The organism is Geobacillus sp. E263 (assembly GCF_007197795.1).
GTDB classification, from domain to species: Bacteria; Bacillota; Bacilli; order Bacillales; family Anoxybacillaceae; genus Parageobacillus_B; species Parageobacillus_B toebii.
On record NZ_CP041632.1, the window covers coordinates 1,979,138 to 2,001,392 of the forward strand.

Below are 22,255 nucleotides of genomic sequence, written 5' to 3' on the forward strand. Positions count from 1 at the left end.
GGCTTGCAGCTAGCCTAATTGGCTGCCGCGTTCGGCTGGTTGACAGCAGCCCTGCGGATGTTTTCCGCAGCCACGTTGTCGGCAGGGGCAGCGTACCCACAAGCTCGACAACAAAACTGATCCCTTGACGGTCTGTTTTCTTTGGCCACATGTCCGCAAACCGGACAGGTGCGGGAAGTATTTTTTGGATGAACCAATACCACCGGCACGCCAGCGATCGCCGCTTTATACTCAATAAACTTTCTCAACTGATAAAAAGACCAAGAAGAGTGTTGACGACGCTGTTGCTTTTTAACCGTTTTCTCGGTGCGTTGGCGGATGCCCTTTAAATCTTCAAGGGCAATGCCGCATCCGAGTGCCTTTGCCTTTTCAACAATCTTCTTGCTAATGCAGTGGTTCACATCACGGGCAAATAGTTTTTCCTTCTTGGAACGCTTTTTAAGCAGGCGTTTCGCTGACTTGGTGCCTTTCTTTTGGAGTTTGGCGCGAAGTTTCGCATGGCGGCGGCGCAGCCCGTTGACCTTCGAGCCGGAAAATACCTCACCGGTGCTATCGACGGCGATATTAATGATGCCAAGGTCCACACCGATAAATCCGTTTTCGGAATTGGGCTGGCCTTCGGGAACGTCCACCACGAGCAGTAAATAAAAAATACCGTTTTGAAGGACTAAATCGGCTTGACCCCGAACACGGTTGCCGCACAGCAAACCTTGATGGTAGCGGCTAATGACCATAGGGATTTCCATTCTTCCTTGCAAGGTAAGGATGGAAGCATACTCTAACCCTTTAAAGGACAGGATTCTTTCATCATACACGATGGCACCGGTTTCTTTAAAGTTATGCAAGGTTTTTTTATCCAAACGATAGCTTTCCGACACTTTGCCGATGGCACGAACGGTCATTTGGGCAGAGAGGCCAAATTTTTCCCTGACGTCATAGTAGCAAAGCCGCTGGATTTTCGTTTTGGAAAAGGTTCTGGAGCGAAAAGCAATCTCGCTAATATAGTTGCATGCTTGGTTAAACCGTTTCATTGTTTCCAGCAGCGCATGAAACTGTTCAAGAGTTGGCATTAATTTAATCTTGAGAGTGCAGAGCATTCTTGATTCACCTACCTTTCTAAATCCAGTGTACTTACATTGAACGAAAAATTCAATATATATTGAAAATATAAACCCCGCCTTCCTCCACAGCTAAAGCAGTGGGCTTCCGGCGGATGTTCTCGTGAATGACGAACATCCTTTCTCAGCTTAAAAATCTGTGCACACTGGTTTTGGTTTCTGAAAGCGTTCATAATGAATAAAACCAGATTGCAATAGTTTATAGGAGCTCTTCTCCCACTTTACATCTAGATACTAACACACAAGATCATTCATTGATATTGCTTGGTTGTCTTTTTGGATGAACAATTCTTCATCACCTTTCTAAACGACCGTTTGTGTTAATCATATTCTAAGTCAGACCCCCCTATAAAGAAAGGTCTCCACATCAGAGACCTTTTCATTATACCGCTTTATTCGCTTGTAAGTCTGCCTTTACTTCTTTTTGTGTTTTTAATTTTGGAAAGTCAAACACAATCGCAATCATGCCACAAACTCCAATTAAGAATGGGTAGAACGAATACTGCAAAATACTTAATGGTGAAATGGAAGCAACACCTGCTGCCACAAGCATTTGCGCACCATATGGGATGAGCCCCTGGAAACAGCATGAGAAAATATCCAATATGCTGGCAGATTTACGCGGATCAATGTCATATTGATCAGCAATGTTTTTTGCAAGTGGACCAGCAATTAAAATGGAGATCGTATTGTTTGCTGTTGAAAGATTGGTTAAACTCACTAATCCCGCGATGCCGAATTGTGCCCCTTTTTTTGACTTTACATTTCTTGTTACTAATTGAAGTAAATAATCGATTCCACCGTTATGTTTAATGACTTCCACCATACCGGAAATTAAGATCGCAAGCAATGACAATTCCTGCATTCCGGCGACCCCGTCACCGATGGCTTGAATGAGGCCCATTGCACTGTAGCTTCCATCAAGAAGACCGATGATTCCTGCTAATAAAATACCGCCTGCTAACACGACTAGTACATTAACGCCCATTAATGCTGTTATTAATACACCAAGGTAAGGTAAAATTTTCATCCAATGAAAAGATTGATTCGTAATTTCCGCTTGCTCTCCAGCAGTAATGGCCCAGAATAGAACGATGGTGATGATTGCCGCTGGTAAAACAATGAAAAAGTTCACCTTAAACTTTTCTTTCATTCTTGTATTTTGTGTACGAACTGCCGCAATCGTTGTATCAGAGATAAAAGATAGGTTATCTCCAAACATAGCACCGCCAATGACAGCTGCCATAGATAATGCCAAAGAAATATCGGTTTGTTCACTAATTCCGACTCCAATCGGCGCTAACGCTACAATCGTTCCCATGGACGTTCCCATCGAAATGGAGATAAAACATCCAATGACAAATAGACCGGCTATTAATAAATTTTGCGGAACAACGGAAAGAGCTAAATTAACCGTTGATTCAACAGCCCCCATTTTTTTAGTTACTTCCGAAAATGCTCCTGCTAATAAGAAAATGATGACCATTAACATGACATCGGCATTTCCAGCCCCTTTTGTGAACACTTCCACTTTCTTCGTTAAAGACTCTTTCCGATTCATCATCAACGAAATACTTGCCGCAATCAAAATTGCTACAATGACTGGAAATTTATAAAAATCGCCTGTAACCACGCCTGCACCAATGAATAACACTAAAAAGACCACAAACGGAAATAACGCAAATAGATTGCCTTTTCTTAACTCCACTCTTTCCACCTCATTTTATGTTTTTTTGAAGGAGCTTTCCACTTAGAGAAAAGGCCTCTTCTTATCTGAACATAAGAAGAGGCCTTATACGTATCTATATAAGAAACCCTTCTTATCTTTCAAGCACAATGCTTGCTGGATTTGGCACAGCACTCGAAAACGAGTCCGCTGCCGAGACTTCTTCGGGCCAGTCCCTCCGCCTCTCTAGATAAGAAGATGAGCGGTTGTATTTCGTTATATAAAACAAATAAAAGATTACAACATATTCATCTGTTACGCAATACACCTTGAAAATGTCTTATTTTTAAAAATTTTCAACAAATATAAAATAATACTTGTGTAACATCAATAATATGCAAAAATCCCGCGGCTTTTCACCGCGGGAGAAAGGTGCCAATAGTTTATTCTGGTTTATAGATCCCATATTTCACAATCTTAAGATAATCATTAAGTTCCTTTATTAAAGACTCGGGATTATGAATAAAATCAAATTGCTTATTTTTGTAGAGAGTCAGATACTTATTCGTCAGCTGTTCAACGATAAACATCGTCATGCGGATCGCGGTATCCACGGAAATATCCTCTCTAAGTTTTTCCGTTTGGATCAGATCTTTAATATAGACATGCTTCAGCAAAAAATCTTCCTGATAAGCTTCGTAATGTTTCTTAATAATTTCTTCCATTTCCTTCTTTACTGCCACTGGAGGATTAGTAAAGGCATCCGTAATAAACTGAGTTTCTTGGAGATACTGAACCGTTAGTTTTTGTTTCAACAGGACGATTTCTTTGATCCTTTCAAAGAAATCATCAGATTGGATTTTTTCCATTTCTTCCATTGCTAGTTCCGTCAGAAAGTCCTTCACATAATTCACTAAATAAAGGTATAAGTTTTTCTTGCTCTTAAAATAATGAAAAAGGATTCCCTTGGAAATTCCCGCCCGTCTCGTAATAACATCTGTAGAGGCTTTTTCATAACCATTCTTCACAAATTCCTCGATGGCCACTTTGATGATCAAGTCTTTTTTCTCTTTAGGCTGCTTTTCAAATGCTGAATACAATTTTAACACCTCTAATTTCATTAGACTGCAATATCTTTCTTTTTATATACCATATATGAAGCGAAGATACTAATCAAAATAACCGCAGCCATAATAAAGATATACAAAGGCTCAATCTCGTTATCATTAATAATGGAGGCGGCGTCGACATATTTAAACGGGCTTATATATTTTAGGAACTCTAAGTCTTCCGATATCCCTGCCATCACATTCATAAAGTAGGCAGCTAGGACAATCCCCAGTGAGATCGAAAGGATGTTTCTTGTTTTTTTCATCATCGACGACAACATAAACGCAATTGCACCGAACGTCAAATGAAGCAATATCGTTGCGGCGATTAATAAACTAAATGTGTCTGTCGGGACATCCGGGTCTTTTGCAAATTGAAATCCAATGATGCTTGCTACGGCTGAAACTACGTTAAAAATCAAAATATTTACCAAAACGGCCAGAAGTTTTTCCGTTACGATTCGGCTTCTTGTGACAGGCTTTGATAACAAAAATTCAATCGTTTTTTCATTTTCTTCTTTGGCCAGAATATTGGATGCAAGAATTGCCGAGTATATGCTTCCTAAAAGGGTAGTCATCATATAAATTTCTATCCCGTAAAAACCCATTAAATCTCCCATATTTAGCTCATTCATTCCAAACGCTTTTTTAATCGATTCCGGATAGGCCTCAAACAGTTTGGTCATTTCTTTTTGCTGCTCGGCAAACTGAGGATAAATGCTTAATGTCAACAAAATAAGTCCGCTGAGGACGATGCTCCAAATGATCAATGATTTTAAATTCCGTTTCAATTCTCTTTTAAAAATCATTTTCGTTCCCTTCCTCACTTTTCATAGTAATGCATAAATACTTCTTCAAGAGTCGGTTCTTCGATTAATAGATCCTTGACCGGCAGAGTATTTAATTTATGCAGAAGCGCCTTCATATCCCCGCTGTAAAGCAGCGTCATTTCATTGCCGTTTACCTCTTTCTTCACTACTCCCTCCAGATTGAAGTCGATTGGTTCCGATTGGTCAAAGGTAATCGTGATATTTTTCAAATTGTTCTTCGTGAGATTTTCAATCGTTTCTACTTTAATAAGCTCCCCTTCCTTAATAATGGCGACCCGATCACACATTTTTTGCACTTCAGAAAGAATATGGGAGGAGAAAAAGATCGTTGTTCCCTTCTCTCTTTCCTCTGATTCATAAGTTTAACGATTTTGTTGAATCTCTAGGTTAGATTGGCAGTAGTACGGAAGCAGCTTCTTCTTAATTATTTTCTCAGCATATATAAAAAAAACGATTCTGTCGTTTGACAAAATCGTTGAAACGCCGCGCTTTTGGCGGCGTTTGTATTTCTTACTTTAACATATGAAACACTTGCTCAACGTCTTTATCGCCACGCCCTGAAAGATTAACGATTATAATTTGATCTTTATCCAATGTTGGTGCCAATTTTATTGCATAAGCAACCGCATGGGCGCTCTCAAGCGCTGGAATAATCCCTTCCGTTTTCGACAAAAGCTGGAATGCTTCAAGAACTTCCTCATTTGTCACCGTATAATATTCGGCACGTCCGGATACTTTCAGATGGCTATGCTCAGGGCCGATTCCTGGATAGTCAAGACCGGCGGCAATCGAATAAGTCGGCTGAGGATTTCCTTCTTCATCCAACAATACTAAGCATTTAAACCCATGAAGCACGGCCGGGACACCTTTGGTAAGTGTCGCCGCTTTTTCCGGCTCGACGCCGATCAGACGCACGCTTGGTTCATCAAGATAATGGGCAAACGCACCAATCGCGTTGCTTCCGCCGCCAACGCAAGCGATGACAACATCAGGCAAACGTCCTTCTTTTTCTAAAATTTGCCGTTTGCTTTCTTCGCTTATGACAGACTGAAAATGTTTAACGATACTTGGATACGGATGAGGTCCAACCGCTGAACCAAGCAAATAGAACGTATCCTTATAGTTTTGCACAAAGTCATTCAACGCTTCATCTACTGCATCCTTTAATCTTCCTTGTCCTTTTGATACCGGAACGACTTTTGCTCCTAAAAGCTCTATGCGAAACACGTTTAATGCCTGACGCCTTGTATCTTCCTCGCCCATGTAGATGGTGCAATCAATGCCAAACATCGCGCAAGCCGTTGCAGTGGCGACACCATGCTGTCCCGCCCCGGTTTCGGCAATTATGCGTTTCGCCCCCATTCGTTTTGCAAGCAAAATCTGTCCGATGACGTTATTAATTTTATGCGAACCTGTATGGTTCAAATCTTCGCGCTTTAGATAGATTTTCGCCCCGCCTAAACGTTCAGTGAGCCGAGCCGCAAATGTAAGCGGATTTTCACGGCCGACATACTCTTTTAAATAAAACTTAAATTCATCGTTAAACGCTGGATCATCTTTGTACTTGAGAAATTGCTCCTCCAAATAATCAAGCGCTTCCTGCAACTCTGGCGGCACGAAGCTTCCGCCAAATTCTCCGAAATAACCTCTTCTTTGCTGAACTAAACTCATCACTCATCTCTCCTCTGCTTTTCAAACTTTATAATTAGGATATTTTCTTTGCCCATAAAAGTCAATGAATTTTCTGTATTTTCTTACCGATTATTTGTTTTTTGTTTCCTCCAAGCCAGCAGGATGAACACGAAAAGAAAAGCTAGGATTCCAGTCAATACAAAATCCTGCGATGAATGGAGTATCTCGATTGGCATTAGCTTTTCATGGAAAATAAGTTTTTCAACAAATTCTTCTATTAAACTAGTTTTGTAATACGTCCCTTCTTGCCTGCTTTGTTCAAAAATTTCGTCATGTTTATCACTCAATAAAGGATTGATAAAAATCAAGATTTTCCTAAAACGCCAATATACACGCTTCTTGTGGCTTTGCAATATTCCAGCCGCCAATTTGCCCGAGAAAACCAGGGCATCCTTTCAAATCGCGCCATTTTTCTTGCGCGGCGGAAAACAAAGCTTTCTTCTCTTCCTCCACTTCACATCGAATCCATTTCAAAAGCATTGCTTTCCCCTCTTACTCTGCGTTGATCATTTCATTTTGTCGTAAACCTCATCATATTTTTTCGCCAGTTCGAAATCGAGCTTCGTGAGTCCTTTCGCTCGCCAAGACGAAATCTTTACCGTGATTAACTTATAATCAATGGAAATGAACGGATGATGGTTTGCTTCTTCCGAAATGGCCGCAATTTGCCGCACAAATTCGATTCCTTGCAAATAGTCTTGAAAGCGATACTTTTTCGCAATCCATCGCTCCTCCACCAACTTCCAACCTTCCATCTCGTGTAAAAGGGTTTGTACTTCCTCCTCTGTTAACCGCATCACCGTTTGCCTCCTTGATTTTTGTATCAAAATCGAACAACCAACCTCGCATATCAGTGTAAAAATATTACCATATATACCAAAAGCCTTCTAGCAAATTTTAGTTGATTGGAGTTAAGCAATAACGAATAAGAATGCCCTTGGAATACTCAATGTGTTCTATCTGGATTTCCAAACAAACGTTTTAGAATTATCTTAAAATTATAGGTTGATTTTTTGAACAAAGTATCATAAAATTACTAGCAAATATTAATCATATTAAACATATAGGAATTAATTATTTTAAAAAACATAAATGCCGCGGTACCGTCAAGAATTTTGTGTAATGTAAGATAGATAGGGTATCTCTGAAATGGATTTAGAATAGAGGGGGGGATATTTCCCATACCCATCAAGTTAAGAATTTTGGTCTTTGTGCATCGTCAAAAACATGGTATCCTTTCTAACGAACACTCCACGTTAGAAAGGATTTTTTTCATGGAAAAACAAATGAAAGCATGGATTCAAACCATTCGTCAACTCTTTTCTCCCGAAGAATTAACCCGTCTCGCACGGAAAACAGGCTTTATCCGGCGGCAGCGTTCGTTAACGGCGGAAGCCTTTCTGACTCTCTGTGCATGGGGAGATGGCTCACTGGCCAAACAGTCGCTTCAGCGGTTGTGTGCGGCCTTGACGCTCTGGCATGGCTGTTCCCTTTCAAGCGAAGGCTTGAATCAGCGTTTTACCGATCGGGCCGTGGCATTTTTGCGAGAAGTGTTTTTCCTTCTCCTCCTGCATCAACGTCCATTGCTTTTGTCAGCCATGGAGACCTATCGAACTTGTTTTACCCGCCTGCGGATTTTGGACTCAACCAGCTTTTTGGTTCCCGCTGACTATGGGGAAGACTATCGAGGTTCCGTTTCGTCGGGGGTGAAAATTCAGTTTGAATATGACTTGTTATCCGGCGCCTGCCTTCAGCTATGCGTTCAATCGGCCAATGACTCGGACGCTCGTTTTGCCTATCATGCCCAGCATACGATTTTACCGAATGACCTATGTATTCGGGATTTGGGCTTTTTCTCCGTTGCCGCACTGGCCGAGATCGACGCCCGCGGAGCGTATTATATTACTCGGCTCCGTTCCGATATGAAAGTGTATATCAAGGAGAATGGCCAGTGGAAGGAATGGGATTGGGAATCCCTTGGGAATCAATTAGAGGAAGGGGAATCAGTGGAAATGGAACATGTATACATCGGACATGAACGCTTGTATGTTCCACGGTTGGTTTTCCGCCGTCTGACGGCGGGAGAATGGCAAAAACGGATGGCGTATGTGCGGAAAAAGGAAAAAAGAAAAGGGAAGGCGCTGGCACGCCAAACCCTCGAACAAAAGAAATACCACATCTTACTGACGAATTTACCACAAGAGTCGTTTGATGGTCAACAGGTTTATGAGCTCTATTCCCTGCGCTGGCAAATTGAATTGTTGTTTAAAGCCTGGAAATCCGTATTTGATTTGGAGAAAGTCAAGGAGATGAAAAAAGAACGTTTCGAATGCCATTTATACGGGACGTTGATTGCCATTTTGGTCACCCAGACGTTTCTGTTTCAAGCTCGGATGTATTGGCATCAAAAGGAAGACATTGAAATCAGTGAACGGAAAGCGCTCGATCTTCTCCAATCGTATTGGCACCAGTTGCTTTTGCGTTCGCATATGGCGGAAATCAACCTTTTCTCTCTCCTTTCCCTGTTACGAAAACATGCCAAGAAAGGTCGAAGGAAAGGGGAAGAAACGGCATCAGATATCTTAACGAAATTAGAGATATGGTAGAATTAGATATGGATATAAATACCAAATACCCCTCTTCTGGAGGGGTATTTGGTATGCCCAATAATGGATGTGATCCCCATCATTCACTGCGGGGATGAACACGAGTATCGTCTTAAAAATTTTATACCGCTAAACTTGACGGGTATGGGGATATTTCCTCCACGCAAGAGACTGAATATTCAGTCTCTTGCGTGGAAAGGAAGAATCCCCTTATTTTGTTTATTTACAATATTTGGTTAACAATAACGTTCTTCAAACATTCGCTCGAGGGCTTCCTGCGCTTCGGCAAATCCTCGCAACTTTCGCCCTGCCCATTTCTCATTAAAATCTTGAATGGTCAAATACACGATTTTTTCAGCGGCTTCTAAACTATTCAAACTGTTCATCGGTTTTAGGCGTTTCCGAATTTCCTTGATCGTTCGTTCGATGGCATTGGTCGTATAAATCACACTTCGAATACTGCTTGGGTCATCCATAAATGTAAGGAGGACATCCAACTCATTGGCCCAAGATTGAACTTCTCTTGGATATTTGCTGGACCATTTCGACTCAAACTGTTGAAACATTTGTAACGCCATCTCCTTATTCGGCGCGCGATAAATCAGCTTGAGATCCTCGGCCACTTCGAATTGGTCTTTTTTCCGAACACGGCTGAGGGTGTTGCGGACTTTGTGAACGACACAACGCTGCACATCCGCTTTCGGATAAACGGTCCGAAAAGCTTCCTCCAGCCCCGGAAGACCATCAAATACGCCCAGAAGCACTTCCTTGACGCCTCTTTGATAGAGCTGTTGGAGAATCTCCCGCCATCCATAGGCGCTTTCTTGTCCTCCCACAAAGAAATCAAGAATTTCGCGATATCCTTCTTCGTTCACCCCTAACACCACATAAATGACTTCTTTCTCCACGGTTTCGCGACGAAGTTTTACGTATAAACCATCCAAATATAAGACGGAATAACGCTTGTGCAGTGGACGAGCGTGCCATTTCTCGATGTCTTCCTTCACTACATCGGTAATACGGCTGATCGTTGCAGGAGAATAGGCATTGCCTAAAATTCGTTCCATAAACTTGCCAATTTCCCGTGTGCTCATGCCACTTTGATACATCCTGATAATGGCTTCCTCCAGCCAGCCGGTGTGGCGTTGGTAAGGGGCTTTTTGGAAGCTGGTTTATGCAACATTGATTATACAAAATATTAAAATTTATGTTAATATGTTAAAGTAAAAGTAAACTATCATGTGAGGTGACAGAATGGAGCTACTACAGAAGATCATTTCACTGCTGAACGACTGGTTGTGGTCTTACGTCTTAATCGCATTACTGATCTTTATGGGTCTTTATTTTACGTTTCGCACAAAATTTGTCCAATTTCGCTATTTTCGTGAAATGTTTCGCGTGATCGCGGAATCCCCTAACCAAAAAGGAAGCATCTCCTCTTTACAAGCGTTTTTCATCAGTACAGCTTCACGCGTAGGAACGGGTAACTTAGCAGGAGTAGCTCTCGCTATTTCTCTCGGTGGTCCCGGCGCGGTTTTTTGGATGTGGTTAATCGCTTTGATTGGCGGAGCATCCAGTTTTGTCGAAAGCACGCTTGCGCAAATTTATAAAGTAAAAGACGGAAGCAATTATCGCGGCGGCCCAGCATATTACATGGAACGAGGGTTGAACAAACGTTGGATGGGAATTATTTTTGCGGTACTCATTACGTTCAGTTTTGGTCTTGTTTTTAACTCCGTTCAAGCAAATACGATTACGTTTGCGTTTGAAAACGCATTCGATGTAGACCGTACTATTGTTGGAATTATGATTACAGTATTAACAGTAATCATTATTTTCGGTGGAGTGAAGCGGGTCGCTGTCGCTACGTCGATTATCGTTCCTGTGATGGCTGGACTATATTTATTAGTAGCGATTTACGTATTGCTTACAAATATTACAGACGTCCCATCCATGTTTTCGTTAATCATAAAAGACGCGTTTGGCATTGGACCAGCTGTCGGCGGCACGTTAGGTGCAGCGGTGATGATGGGAATTAAACGCGGTTTATTCTCCAATGAAGCAGGTATGGGTAGTGCACCGAACGCGGCGGCAACCGCTGAGGTGTCGCATCCCGTCAAACAAGGCCTCATTCAAACGTTAGGTGTGTTTACGGATACATTGCTCGTCTGCAGCGCAACGGCATTTATGATTTTATTATCTGGTGAGTATACGAAAGAAGGACTTGATGGAATCGCCTTAACGCAAGCGGCGTTGAGCGCGCATATCGGCGGCTGGGCCGAAGAATTCGTCGCTATCTGTGTCTTTTTATTCGCGTTTAGTTCCGTTATTGGAAACTACTATTATGGCGAAACAAACATTGAGTTTATTCAATCTAGCAAAACGGCGCTATTCGTTTATCGCCTCGCTGTTGTCGGCATGGTTATCTGGGGATCGCTTGCCAGCCTTGAACTCGTTTGGAGTTTAGCTGATTTATTCATGGCGTTAATGGCCATCATCAACTTAATCGCCATCTTCATGCTTGGAAAAATAGCATTTGCGGCATTAGCCGATTACATGGAGCAAAGAAAGAGCGGGAAAAACCCTGTCTTTTACGCTCGTAACATCGGAATTCACAATACGGATTGCTGGGACGAGCCGTACGAAGAATGGAGAAAAGAGGTATAAAAATAAAGCTGTCCAGACAGCCTTCAGCTTGTCGACAAAGTCGATAAGCTGACCCGTCCCTATATGTAGGGACGGGTTTTTATATATTCTAAACAATAAAGGAGATTACTTTGAAAAAATCAGACACCTTATCGATTGGATTGATGTTGTTTTCGATGTTTTTCGGCGCAGGAAACCTGATCTTCCCGCCATTCTTAGGAGCTGAATCCGGTACTTCCTACTGGCTGGCCATGTCAGGATTTATTATTACCGGCGTTGGCTTGCCATTTATAGTGCTGTTTGCTGTTTCCCTCGTAAAGGGCGGTGTTCAAACCATCGGGGATCGTGTTCATCCGGTATTCAGCATAGCCTTTATGGTTATTATTTATCTATGTATCGGACCATTTCTGGCCATTCCGAGAAATGCAACTGTTGCGTATGAAATGAGCGTTACACCTTTCCTTAGCGAATCGTGGAAGAACTCATCTTTGTCCTTATTTTTATATACGGTTATTTTCTTTTCCCTTGTCTATGTGATAAGCTTAAACCCTTCCAAAATGGAAAAATACATGGGACGTTGGATCACTCCGATCTTGCTTTTATCGATGGTTATCTTGTGTGCAGTTGGGTTTGTTAAGCTGGATGCACCTTCAATCGCCATCAGAAGCCTATCAAACCGGAGCATTTTTTAAAGGGTTCATTGAAGGATATAACACAATGGATGCCTTAGCCGCATTGGCCTTTGGAATTGTCATTCTCACCTCCATTCCACAAAGAGGAGTGCAAGACAGTAAGAAATTAACAGAATATACTTTGAAAGCCGGTATGATTGCAGGGGTATTACTCGCGCTAGTATACGTCAGTCTTGGATTGATTGGAGGAAAAATGGCTGCAAACAGGTCGTTTGAAAACGGCGCGGATATCCTGTCCTCTGCTTCAACGCTTTTATTGGGACAAAGCGGCACAGCTTTGCTTGGGTTCATTTTTACGTTAGCTTGTTTCATAACAGTGGTGGGATTAACCACAGCCTACGGCCAATATTTTTCAAATCTCATTCCAAAAGCAAGTTATAAATCAGTAGTATTCGCTGTTACTCTAGTAGGCTTCACTCTTTCCAACTTAGGATTAAACCAAATACTTAAAGTATCAGTACCGTTCCTTGTCACGGCGTATCCATTAACCATTGTATTAATCACACTTACCTTCTTTAAGAGTTCGAAAAAAGTATACAAAAGCGCCATGTTATTTACTGGCGTATTTGCCGTGATTGGCGGATTAAACGCATTTGGTTTGGACTTGGGTCCACTTCAAACCATAAGAGATATTCTTCCTCTTTCATCCGTTGGGTTAGAATGGATCGTGCCGGCACTTGTCGGTACAGGTTTAGGAATCGTTTTAAGCAAATTCAGCAAGAAACAGGATGCACCAGAACAGGTTGATGTAAAAGTTTCGTAGTTTATAAGAAAAGCTTAAGCGCCTTGTTTGCCCCAACATACATATGATGGACTCTGAGGGAAATCCTTTCTTTATGCGAGGAGGCGCTTCTGAAGCGCTCCTTATCCTGATTTCCGCAAGGAGCCATCTTATAACATAAAAAAGAAAAGGAACCTTTGCATCATTTCGATGACGAGCGTAATTTTACTGATACCTGACGACTTCTGATACCGCCGAAACACATATTGGAATGCCGAAAAAGCAACTGTTCATCATCCACAAGCGATTGTTGTCCCCATGTGGCAGCCTATTCATGAGGCATGGGCCTCCTTGTGGGAATGGTTTGGCGGCAAATATCCAGCCAAGGTGTCTGGTTTATGTCTCGCTTTTTTGTTTATTTGTATCAAGTACAGTTATATAAACTATATAAACAAAGATAAATTGACCTAGGGAGTAGAACATGAAGCATTTTTTGCTCCTATTTTTTGTAACACGGTTCACCGCAGCTTCTCTAACTGCGAATTTGAAAAAAGAACCTTTAATCCAAAGATGGATTAAAGGCAGCTTGTCGACTTTGTCGACAAGCTGCAGTCACCTTATGGTAAGGTGGCTGTTTATTTAGTCGTAAAATCAACAACAGACGATAAAAGTGCCAAACAGAAAAGGAGCACAGGTCACCAAGTGCCGAATCGGTCATAAGCATGCAGAACAAGCTGACTTTCTTATTAGCTTTGCTTTTTTTATTGTCGACGGGGGAATGGTGGCATCGATTCCCTGCTTGCCTACCCTCGCCCTGACCATCGACGTCGTGGTAGTGACGAGTCCGAACACCATCCATTACGAGTACGCAAGGAAGGAGATCCTAGTGAGCAAACACATCATGGGGGAGAAGTCGTTTACGGTGACCGAGGCGGAAGCGAAGCGAACGAACTAATTGACCTAGTGAATAAAAAAGAGGAACTTCTCGCCGTCTACCACAACCGCAAGTGAGGCGATGATTCGCTAGTTTGCGTTATATCTCAATTTAGTGAAAGATTTGTATTCGGAAGATAAAGGTCGTCCAAGTATTGATCCTGTCGTTCTGATTAAAATTCCATTGATTCAGTAATTATTTGAAATTCGTTCTATGCGACAAACCGTAAAAGAAATGGAAACCAATGTGACGTATCTTTAGAATTTTTTTACTTTTATGTTTACAAATACAACACACCGACATATAATACATAATGTATGGAAATTAACTGAAGAAATGGGAAATTATAATTCTAAAACATTCTTATATTGTGCGGGAGGGGATTTTTTTGAAAGCCGTTATGCCCAAATTATCTTTAACCGTAATTACCGCAGCATTACTCTTTTTCTTTATGTCATTTTTTATGGCAGTGTTTTTAGGCTTAATTATTCCAGCACCAATAATTAGAGTAATCATGATTTTAGGAATTATTGTATCTTTTGTGTTAGGTTTATTGAGCCCAAAGGGAAAATTGAAAAATGCTGCACTAACTGTTGTTATTATTATTGGTTCATTATATCTAATTGGTATTGAACTTATGGGATTTCTTTTTCGGGGAAACGGATTTTAGTTATATCACAGCTATTAACTATCCAATATTTTAGGCATACTCCTCTCGTAAATGGAATGTGCAATTATAGTTCCGCTAATGTTATTACCCAATAGCATTATATTGTTCGTCCAGAAATTATCCTTATTAACTTAATAAAAACCAAAAGGAGTGGAAAAAATTTTTTCACTCCTTTTTTTATTTTGGTTGTAAAAAATGCTTTTTATTACACTTTATTTATTAGATTCGCGCGGATCAATAAAAAACGAAAGGGGAGTCTAATATGTCAGATTTAGTATTAAAAGGATTGGTACCGTCAAGAATTTTGTGTAATGTAAGATAGATAGGGAATCTCGGAAATGGGTAGGGGATCGGTTTCCTCCACTAATAAAACTGAATGTTCCGTCTCCTGTGTGTAAAGGGAGAATCCCCTTATTTGTTTATTTGCAACATTTGGCTAACATAACGTTCTTCAAACTTCCGAACACGATTTAAAGTGTTACGGACTTTGTGAAGGATACAACGCACGCTACACATCGGCTTTCGGATAAACGGCCTTAAAGGCTTCCTCTAGCCCCGGAAGACCATCGAATACGCCCAGAAGCACTTCTTTTTTTGTGATACGGTTCACCGCAGCTTCTCTAACTGCGAATTCGAAAAAAAGAACCTTTAATCCAAAGATGGATCAAAGGTTCTATGTTTTATTTTCAATCATATTCTATTATTCTGTAATTTTTATATATTACCTCTGTTTTATAATCATTGACTTTTCAATCTCTTTATCATAAAAATAATTGTCCATTGATGAAAAGTGTTGCTTAAACTTTTTCATTCAATACCTTTGTTTCTGCATCCAAAGAATTAACTATAAACCAGTTCTTTTTCGCTTACACCAGAGACCGGTTCTTTTTCGTTTAGACCGAGCGTCTCTGCTGTTGAAGCATGAAGTTCTTGGAAAAGATCTGGGTTTTCCACTAGCGACACGCCATAAGAAGGAATCATTTCTTTTATTTTCGATTCCCACTCTTTCATATGTTGTGGGAAGCATTTTTTAAGCACCTCAAGCATTACGTGTACGGCAGTAGAAGCACCAGGAGAAGCGCCGAGCAATGCAGCGATCGAGCCGTCTGCGGCACTAACAACTTCCGTGCCAAATTGGATCGTTCCTTTACCGCCAGCTTCAGTATCTTTGATAATTTGCACACGTTGGCCCGCGACGACTATATCCCAATCCTCTGATTTAGCCATCGGGACAAACTCGCGCAACTCTTCCATGCGCTTTTCTTTCGTTAACATAAGCTGCTGGATCAAGTATTTTTCCAAAGAAAAGTTTTTAAAAGCTGACGCCAACAAAGTTCCGAGATTGTGCAGTTTTACGGAAGCAAACAAATCCATATTTGAACCATTTTTTAAGAATTTAGGCGAGAAACCTGCAAACGGTCCAAAGAGCAACATTTTTTTGTTGTCGATATACCGTGTATCAAGGTGCGGAACAGACATTGGAGGCGCACCAATTTTAGCTTTACCGTAAACTTTTGCATGATGTTTCTCCACAACTTTTGGATTATTACATACCATAAATAATCCGCTCACAGGGAATCCACCAATATGTTTGCCTTCTGGAATACCAGATTTTTGAAGCAAATGCAGACTTCCCCCACCGGCTCCAATAAATACGAATTTAGCCTTATGGATTTCAACAGAACCGCTATTGAGATCCTTCACTTTCAATTCCCACAGGCCGTCGCTGGTACGTTTAATATCCTTAACACTATGCTTGTAGTTTATTTCGACACCTTTTCTCTTTAAGTGGTCAAACAACATGCGCGTTAAAGCGCCAAAGTTAACATCCGTACCTGAGTCAATTTTGGTTGCCGCGATCGGTTCATTCGATGTACGGCCTTCCATTATAAGCGGCATCCATTCTTTCAGTTTTTCCGGATCATCAGAAAATTCCATTCCCTGGAATAATGGATTATTTGATAGCGCTTCAAAACGTTTCTTTAAAAATCTCACATTATTTTCCCCTTGGACTAAACTTATGTGGGGCAACGGTCTGATGAACTCTTGCGGATTTTGTAATAGATTGTTTTTTACAAGGTAAGCCCAAAACTGTTTGGAAACTTGGAACTGTTCATTAATTCTTATAGCTTTGCTAATATCAATAGATCCATCCGGTTTCTCAGGTGTGTAGTTAAGCTCGCATAGTGCAGCATGCCCCGTTCCCGCATTATTCCATTCATTAGAGCTTTCTTCTCCTGGTTTGCCGAGCTTCTCAAACACACTTTAATTTCCCATTCCGGTGCTAATTCTTTCAACAGTGTCCCTAAAGTCGCACTCATGATTCCTGCACCAATTAAGATAACGTCTGTACTAGTTTGTCTGTTACTCATTTTTCTCATCCTTACCCCCAATATTTTACAGAAAAGATGCAGGCGCACCTGCCTAAGTCAAAGCTATCCAGGTCCTCGCCACACACCTTTTCTGCACAATCATATCTATAGTATATCACTATTTGATTATAAGTATATCATTATTTAATTAATAGTATATCATTATTATTTATAGATTTATATATACTATAATCAACTTTTTTGTACAACTAACATACTAATTGGCCATGTTACATTTATATTCCTCCTAAAAACGAAATATCAAATTAATTATAAATATTCTGATAAGTAACAATATTTTTATCATTTTCCCGTAATATTGGTTATAGTTGTTGACAAGTGAATATTTTGAAAGTTGTTCTTCAAAAAATATCTGATTTTAGGTCGCATTTCTTTTTTTTCTAATTTTAAAAAACGCAAAAAGAAACTGACTTCAGACCGCTATCCGACGTCGAAGTCAGTTCTTTTCGAGTTTAAGAAAAAATACCCCAACAAAATCCCAACAATCCCAAAATCCGAATCTCCGAACGTTGTCCTTTCAAACCCAAACGAGCCAAGGACTGGGAGCAAGAGCGCCGGTAAGAAAGAGATTAAAATTCCGTTGGCAAATGCCCCGAAAATGGCGCCTCATCTGCTGCCTGTAGCGTTGCCGAAACACCGGCAGCGGCTCCCGTGAAAAAGTGCGGAATCAGCCTAGGAACAATCTCTTTTAAGCCGACGAGCGGCAAGATAAACATCGAAATAATCCCCGCAGCAAAGCTCGATAAAAAGCCGATGATGACGACGTTCGGAGCGTATGGAAATAACAGCCGGACAATCGAGCGCCGGTTTGGCGTCTCGTACCACACGAAATTCATTGACATGCTTCTCCGATGAATTCGATGGTTGAACGTATTTGTGGGCGATCCACTTGAGATAAAACAAACCTTTTAAGTTAACGTCCTCTCTCCCCTATGCCCCGCAGCATTTCTTATATTTCTTCCCGCTCCCGCACGGGCACGGATCATTGCGTCCGATTTTATTTACGTTGCGATAAGGGACTTTCAGGGGGAGTTGATGTTGCAGTTGTTCATATCTCTTTTCTTTTTCGAGAGCTATTTGTCCCCATTTCTCGAGATTCGGGTGCTCGATCCCCATCACCCGATAAAAACCGTATGCGATAAGCTCTGTATCAATCATAGCAGCATTCCGTCTTTTTTCCATATATTCGTTAATTTCCGGCAGCGCTTCTTCGGAAAGCTGTTGGCAAAGCGCTTCAAACAGCAATGACTTTATATCGTCATCCATTTCCCGTCTGTAGGCGTTTTTCAGCACGTCAACGGCAAGCGTGGATTTGGTATTGGCAAGCACAGAAATCGCAAAAATAACGGATTCTTGTTTCTCTACATACGGCGCAACCGCCTTGACAACGGCATCCGACTGAAACCTAAGTAACGCCGAAACAACTTCTTCCAAAAGAATATCATCATCCTTGACTAACAAACTAGCCAGCAGCGGAATATGCTTTTCTAGCTTCAATCGTCCGGCGGCGTACACAGCAAAAACGCCAGCAAACGAAAACCATTCTTCTTTTTCTGCTTGCAAAATATCATCAATCTCCGCCTCGGTCATCCAGCCATTCCGGACAAGCGCGGCAGCAATTTTTTTCGTTCTTCGAAACTGCAAATCGTTATAGGAAACATTCTCCTCCAACAAAGCCAGCATGCGCTCATATTCGCGCCATACCTCTTCCTTTGTTCCGTGCAATAGAAGCTCATACAGTTCCCATGTCCCATTAGAAATATATGGCTTTAATTCTGCTTTATATTTGATGGCCAATGCGGGCTCGACATTGTCCAACAAGTTGAAATACGGACGGGCTTCTCCGGCCTTTTCCCTCTTCAATCCTTCGATCAGCAGCAACAAAGCCCTTTCGCTTAACGAATGATTCCGCAAATCCCATAATATTGCTCTATGTTTCCCATGTGAACGCACCGCCTTTTCGATTAGCCGCTCCGTCCACTCGTTCGGAACATGTGGATATTCCTCGAGCGCTTGCAAAACGAATTGCTGAACGATCGGATCGCCACTGACGACATACGGTTCTATCTTTTGCAAAAATGCCATGTTTTCATTCTCCTTTCTCCTTTTGTTCATCACTATTTTTATGTTCGTTAACCGAGAATAACCGTTTAGTGGTAAATCATCAAAGGGCTCGACTTCTACTCATGTTTCTCTCCTATTTATTTTTATTCGACCCTTGTAGAAGAGTCCCTCTATTAAAATAAAACATGCTTCCCTCGAGCGTGAAAAAAGATTTCCATTTATCGACAAATCGAAACGCCACCCTTTTGGCACTTTTGTATTTCTTTGTATTATAGCATATGAATCACTTGTAAACAGCACTAGACACTGTTCTTTCATAATTTCTTTATCTAAATCTTGAACCCACTCCAACACCTCCATCAAAGCGGGAATGCGTTCGCGGGCAAAGCGTTCATGAAACCAGCTTCTTGCATCAAGCAAACGAAGCTGTTTACAAAAATAGTTTAATTAAATATCCCAACAAAATCTCAAAACCCGAATCTCCGAACGTCGTCCCTTCAAACCCAAACGAGCCAAGGACTGGGAGCAAGAGCGCTGGTAAGAAAGAGATTAAAATTCCGTTGGCAAATGCCAAAAAATGGACGCCTCGTCTGCCGCCTGTGGCGTTGCTGAATACTCCTGCTACTTCGGTGAAAAAGTGCAGAATTAACCCGGGAACGATCCCCTTAGAAATGAACTCTTACTTCTTTTCGCAAACGCTTCATCATGTGCTATTCTAATGATGGAAAAAGAAAAAATAGAAAAGGTGTTTTTTATGAAATCATACATCATCGTTGGAGGCGGAATTTTAGGAGCGTCTACCGCTTATCACTTGGCAAAAGAAGGAGCTGCTGTAACGCTAATAGACAGAGGTGACAAAGGCCAAGCAACAGATGCTGCGGCTGGAATTGTTTGTCCATGGGTTTCCCAGCGTCGAAATAAGCGTTGGTATCGTTTAGCGAAAGGCGGAGCGAGATTTTATCCCGCTTTAATCAAAGAACTGAAATTCTATGGTGAAACGGAAACGGGATATGAGCGTGTAGGAGCAATCTGTCTTCATACAGATGAAGAGAAGCTTCAAAAGATCAAGGAAAGAGTATTACAACGTCGTGAGGACGCACCAGAAATCGGCGAAATTACGAGATTGTCTCCCGAGGAAACAAAAGCACTATTTCCGCCATTGGCAGAGGAGTATAGCTCCATTCATGTCAGTGGCGCCGCTCGCGTCAATGGAAGAGCACTTCGCAACTCCTTAGTTCGGGCAGCGCAAAAGCTTGGAGCTGCTTATATCAAAGGAAACGCAAAACTTATCCATAAAGGTGCACAAGTAATCGGTGTCGAAGTAGAAGGAAGACAATATGTAGGAGATGCCGTCATTGCAACGGCTGGTGCGTGGTCAAAAGAGCTGCTTCTACCGTTAGGCATTGAATTTTTAGTGGTGCCGCAAAAAGCGCAAATCGTTCACCTTGAAAGACCAGAACAGGATACAGACAATTGGCCCGTTGTCATGCCGCCAAATAATCAATATCTCCTTGCCTTTAAAGATGGCCGTATTGTCATCGGAGCCACTCATGAAGATGAGGTTGGCTTCGATTGCAGAGTAACGGCTGGTGGATTGCATGAAGTTTTAGACAAAGCTTTAACCGTAGCTCCAGGGCTGGCGAATTGTACTCATCTTGAAACAAGAGTTGGTTTTCGTCCATACACTCCTGGGTTTCTTCCGATCTTTGGAGCGCTTCCAGGTTTCGAAGGCATCTATGTGGCCAACGGATTAGGCGCATCCGGACTGACAGCTGGTCCTTACTTAGGTTCTGAACTGGCAAAGCTCGTACTCGGAAAACCAACAGAATTAGACCCTTTAGACTATGATGTCGCTGGCGCCATTAAGAAAATAGAATAAAACATCCGGAGTCAATAAGAAGAACACCATCGTAATTCGCTTTCTGTTTGGGCGACCGAACGGCTACTCAGGCATAAAATCCAATAGAAAATTGACTAGGAGAGTAAAACATGAAACATAACACAAAAGATAAAGATAAGGTATTGAAATGGATTAATGAACAATTCAGCTTTTTCCAGTTTGACTCAGATCCAGTTTATAAGACAACCCTTTATTTCAAACTCGACAATCCTGAATATGACCCAGAAATCGAAGTTTATGTACGTAAAACAACAGAGGAAATGGAATTCGGGTTTGAAGCGACTCAATGGGATGGGTACATGCCCGCTCCTTATCCTTCTATTTATCCAAAATACTCCACTCCGCTCGATAGTTTAAGAAGTCTTGAGGAAGAAGAAATGAAAGAGAAAATACTTGAGTTATTGATGAAGACCATCAACTCTAGAAAAAGGCAATATCGAAAATGCCAGTTTTGCGGAAAAAGGGTAGCAGCAGAACATCGATTTGATAAAAGCACTTGTCATCGTTGTGCTTCGGAACACTTTGGTATAGTATACTAAATTTCATTTGACACTTGGGTTGTAGAATTCAAATCCAAATAGAGATAAATTGGATTTATCTATGATATTGAAATGATTTTTAATAACCCTACCTATGTCTAAAATTGAATTCAGAGAAACCCTACCCCATTACATTACACAAAATTCTTGACGGTACCAAAAATTCTGTCGAATTATGTCATAAAAACACCAAAAAAAAATAGAATCTCAAACACTTCTGTCGTAAGTTAAGCGATGACAGATAGAAACTCCTCCGTTACATTCTTAAATGATTCAAGCAAACTCGAGACTGACCAACCCTATTTTTGTCCGAGCGTGTTGGCTCCGTTCGCATCAAAATATGTAACATCCGCCGCTTTTGAAACTAAAGGAATTCTCGTTTCAAGCACTCTTGGAAAATCTCCTTGATTCTCTTGGAGCTTTAATATAGTTTTTCACGGACACATCATAGTTAATAAGCAGGAATATTCCTGTGCTCACACGAAGATCAGAGATCTTTTTTTGCAAAAAGAGCATAAACTCTAAAAATATTGACATTTCAGTTTTACTCTGCTAAATTATTTTCAAATAATAAAAATCAATGACGAGAAGAGTAAGATAGGATCCCTGTTCTACAGAGAGTCGGCGTTTGGTGAAAGCCGATGTCCAGGCCTTATCCGAAGATCATCTCTGAGA

General features: G+C 41.2%; 14 protein-coding genes, 8 pseudogenes, 1 riboswitch and 1 other annotated feature (1 of these 24 only partly in view). Of the genes and pseudogenes, 8 read left to right on the forward strand and 14 right to left on the reverse strand.

The features are described from left to right. Window positions 1–14: 14 nt before the first annotated feature. The 8 genes and pseudogenes from FNL97_RS10240 to FNL97_RS10275 form a co-directional block, all read right to left on the reverse strand. Window positions 15–1,097, reverse strand: coding sequence for an RNA-guided endonuclease InsQ/TnpB family protein (locus FNL97_RS10240; protein ID WP_015863580.1), 1,083 nt, complete (start codon window positions 1,095–1,097; stop codon window positions 15–17). A 403-nt stretch (window positions 1,098–1,500) separates the two neighbouring features. After that, complete coding sequence (locus FNL97_RS10245; RefSeq protein WP_062677929.1) at window positions 1,501–2,826, reverse strand: Na+/H+ antiporter NhaC family protein; 1,326 nt, start codon at window positions 2,824–2,826, stop codon at window positions 1,501–1,503. 109 nt (window positions 2,827–2,935) lie between these two features. Beyond that, window positions 2,936–3,041, reverse strand: a riboswitch (SAM riboswitch). Window positions 3,042–3,227: 186 nt separating this feature from the next. Then, window positions 3,228–3,905 (reverse strand): TetR/AcrR family transcriptional regulator, encoded by a 678-nt coding sequence (locus FNL97_RS10250; protein WP_143415726.1) that lies wholly within the window; start codon window positions 3,903–3,905, stop codon window positions 3,228–3,230. Further along, complete coding sequence (locus FNL97_RS10255; protein ID WP_143415727.1) at window positions 3,905–4,702, reverse strand: DUF2705 family protein; 798 nt, start codon at window positions 4,700–4,702, stop codon at window positions 3,905–3,907. Before FNL97_RS10255 ends, FNL97_RS10250 begins: the two co-directional genes overlap by 1 nt. A 14-nt stretch (window positions 4,703–4,716) precedes the next feature. Then, window positions 4,717–5,073 (reverse strand): annotated as a pseudogene (locus FNL97_RS10260) (ATP-binding protein DrrA1-3 family domain-containing protein); the annotation flags it as partial. 160 nt (window positions 5,074–5,233) lie between these two features. Further along, window positions 5,234–6,394 carry a tryptophan synthase subunit beta gene (trpB, locus tag FNL97_RS10265; protein WP_143415728.1) on the reverse strand — a complete coding sequence of 387 codons (1,161 nt, stop codon included), beginning with the start codon at window positions 6,392–6,394 and terminating at the stop codon, window positions 5,234–5,236. A 336-nt stretch (window positions 6,395–6,730) separates the two neighbouring features. Next, window positions 6,731–6,895 (reverse strand): DUF4937 domain-containing protein, encoded by a 165-nt coding sequence (locus FNL97_RS10270; RefSeq protein ID WP_082798132.1) that lies wholly within the window; start codon window positions 6,893–6,895, stop codon window positions 6,731–6,733. 26 nt (window positions 6,896–6,921) lie between these two features. Then, window positions 6,922–7,212, reverse strand: coding sequence for a 4a-hydroxytetrahydrobiopterin dehydratase (locus tag FNL97_RS10275; protein ID WP_015863720.1), 291 nt, complete (start codon window positions 7,210–7,212; stop codon window positions 6,922–6,924). A gap of 477 nt (window positions 7,213–7,689) precedes the next feature. On the opposite strand from FNL97_RS10275, the gene FNL97_RS10280 reads away from it, so the two are divergent. Continuing rightward, window positions 7,690–9,021 (forward strand): IS4 family transposase, encoded by a 1,332-nt coding sequence (locus FNL97_RS10280; RefSeq protein ID WP_143415729.1) that lies wholly within the window; start codon window positions 7,690–7,692, stop codon window positions 9,019–9,021. 236 nt (window positions 9,022–9,257) lie between these two features. Here FNL97_RS10280 and FNL97_RS10285 read toward each other — a convergent pair. Then, window positions 9,258–10,178 (reverse strand): annotated as a pseudogene (locus tag FNL97_RS10285) (IS256 family transposase); the annotation flags it as partial. Window positions 10,179–10,275: 97 nt separating this feature from the next. Here FNL97_RS10285 and FNL97_RS10290 point away from each other — a divergent pair. The 5 genes and pseudogenes from FNL97_RS10290 to FNL97_RS10310 all read left to right on the forward strand — a co-directional run bounded on the left by FNL97_RS10290 (window position 10,276) and on the right by FNL97_RS10310 (window position 14,684). Further along, the gene (locus tag FNL97_RS10290; protein WP_143415730.1) at window positions 10,276–11,688 is read left to right on the forward strand and encodes an alanine/glycine:cation symporter family protein; all 1,413 of its coding nucleotides are present in this window, start codon (window positions 10,276–10,278) and stop codon (window positions 11,686–11,688) included. A gap of 110 nt (window positions 11,689–11,798) precedes the next feature. Continuing rightward, a pseudogene (gene brnQ / locus FNL97_RS10295) lies at window positions 11,799–13,122 on the forward strand (branched-chain amino acid transport system II carrier protein). A 736-nt stretch (window positions 13,123–13,858) separates the two neighbouring features. After that, a complete protein-coding gene (locus tag FNL97_RS18725; protein ID WP_143415731.1) occupies window positions 13,859–14,035 on the forward strand; it encodes a Gfo/Idh/MocA family oxidoreductase in 177 nt (58 codons plus the stop codon). Window positions 14,036–14,122: 87 nt separating this feature from the next. Continuing rightward, window positions 14,123–14,269, forward strand: a pseudogene (locus tag FNL97_RS10305) (transposase); the annotation flags it as partial. Window positions 14,270–14,402: 133 nt separating this feature from the next. Then, window positions 14,403–14,684, forward strand: coding sequence for a hypothetical protein (locus FNL97_RS10310; RefSeq protein ID WP_062678850.1), 282 nt, complete (start codon window positions 14,403–14,405; stop codon window positions 14,682–14,684). A 420-nt stretch (window positions 14,685–15,104) separates the two neighbouring features. Here the strand turns inward: FNL97_RS10310 and FNL97_RS10315 are convergent. The 5 genes and pseudogenes from FNL97_RS10315 to FNL97_RS10340 all read right to left on the reverse strand — a co-directional run. Beyond that, a pseudogene (locus FNL97_RS10315) lies at window positions 15,105–15,276 on the reverse strand (transposase); the annotation flags it as partial. 248 nt (window positions 15,277–15,524) lie between these two features. Beyond that, window positions 15,525–17,056, reverse strand: a pseudogene (locus FNL97_RS10320) (malate:quinone oxidoreductase). A gap of 441 nt (window positions 17,057–17,497) precedes the next feature. Beyond that, window positions 17,498–17,905 (reverse strand): annotated as a pseudogene (locus tag FNL97_RS10325) (PTS transporter subunit IIC); the annotation flags it as partial. 102 nt (window positions 17,906–18,007) lie between these two features. Beyond that, window positions 18,008–19,162: an SEC-C metal-binding domain-containing protein gene (locus FNL97_RS18145; RefSeq protein ID WP_205729466.1), complete on the reverse strand. Its 1,155-nt coding sequence runs from the start codon at window positions 19,160–19,162 to the stop codon at window positions 18,008–18,010. 409 nt (window positions 19,163–19,571) lie between these two features. Further along, window positions 19,572–19,808: pseudogene (locus FNL97_RS10340) on the reverse strand (PTS transporter subunit IIC); the annotation flags it as partial. A gap of 87 nt (window positions 19,809–19,895) precedes the next feature. On the opposite strand from FNL97_RS10340, the gene FNL97_RS10345 reads away from it, so the two are divergent. Next, entirely contained in the window at window positions 19,896–21,020 is a 1,125-nt protein-coding gene (locus FNL97_RS10345) for an NAD(P)/FAD-dependent oxidoreductase (RefSeq protein ID WP_143415732.1), read from the forward strand. Window positions 21,021–21,130: 110 nt separating this feature from the next. Continuing rightward, complete coding sequence (locus FNL97_RS10350; RefSeq protein WP_015863713.1) at window positions 21,131–21,580, forward strand: hypothetical protein; 450 nt, start codon at window positions 21,131–21,133, stop codon at window positions 21,578–21,580. A 571-nt stretch (window positions 21,581–22,151) separates the two neighbouring features. Beyond that, window positions 22,152–22,255 (forward strand) — a binding site (T-box leader); it runs 140 nt beyond the window's last position.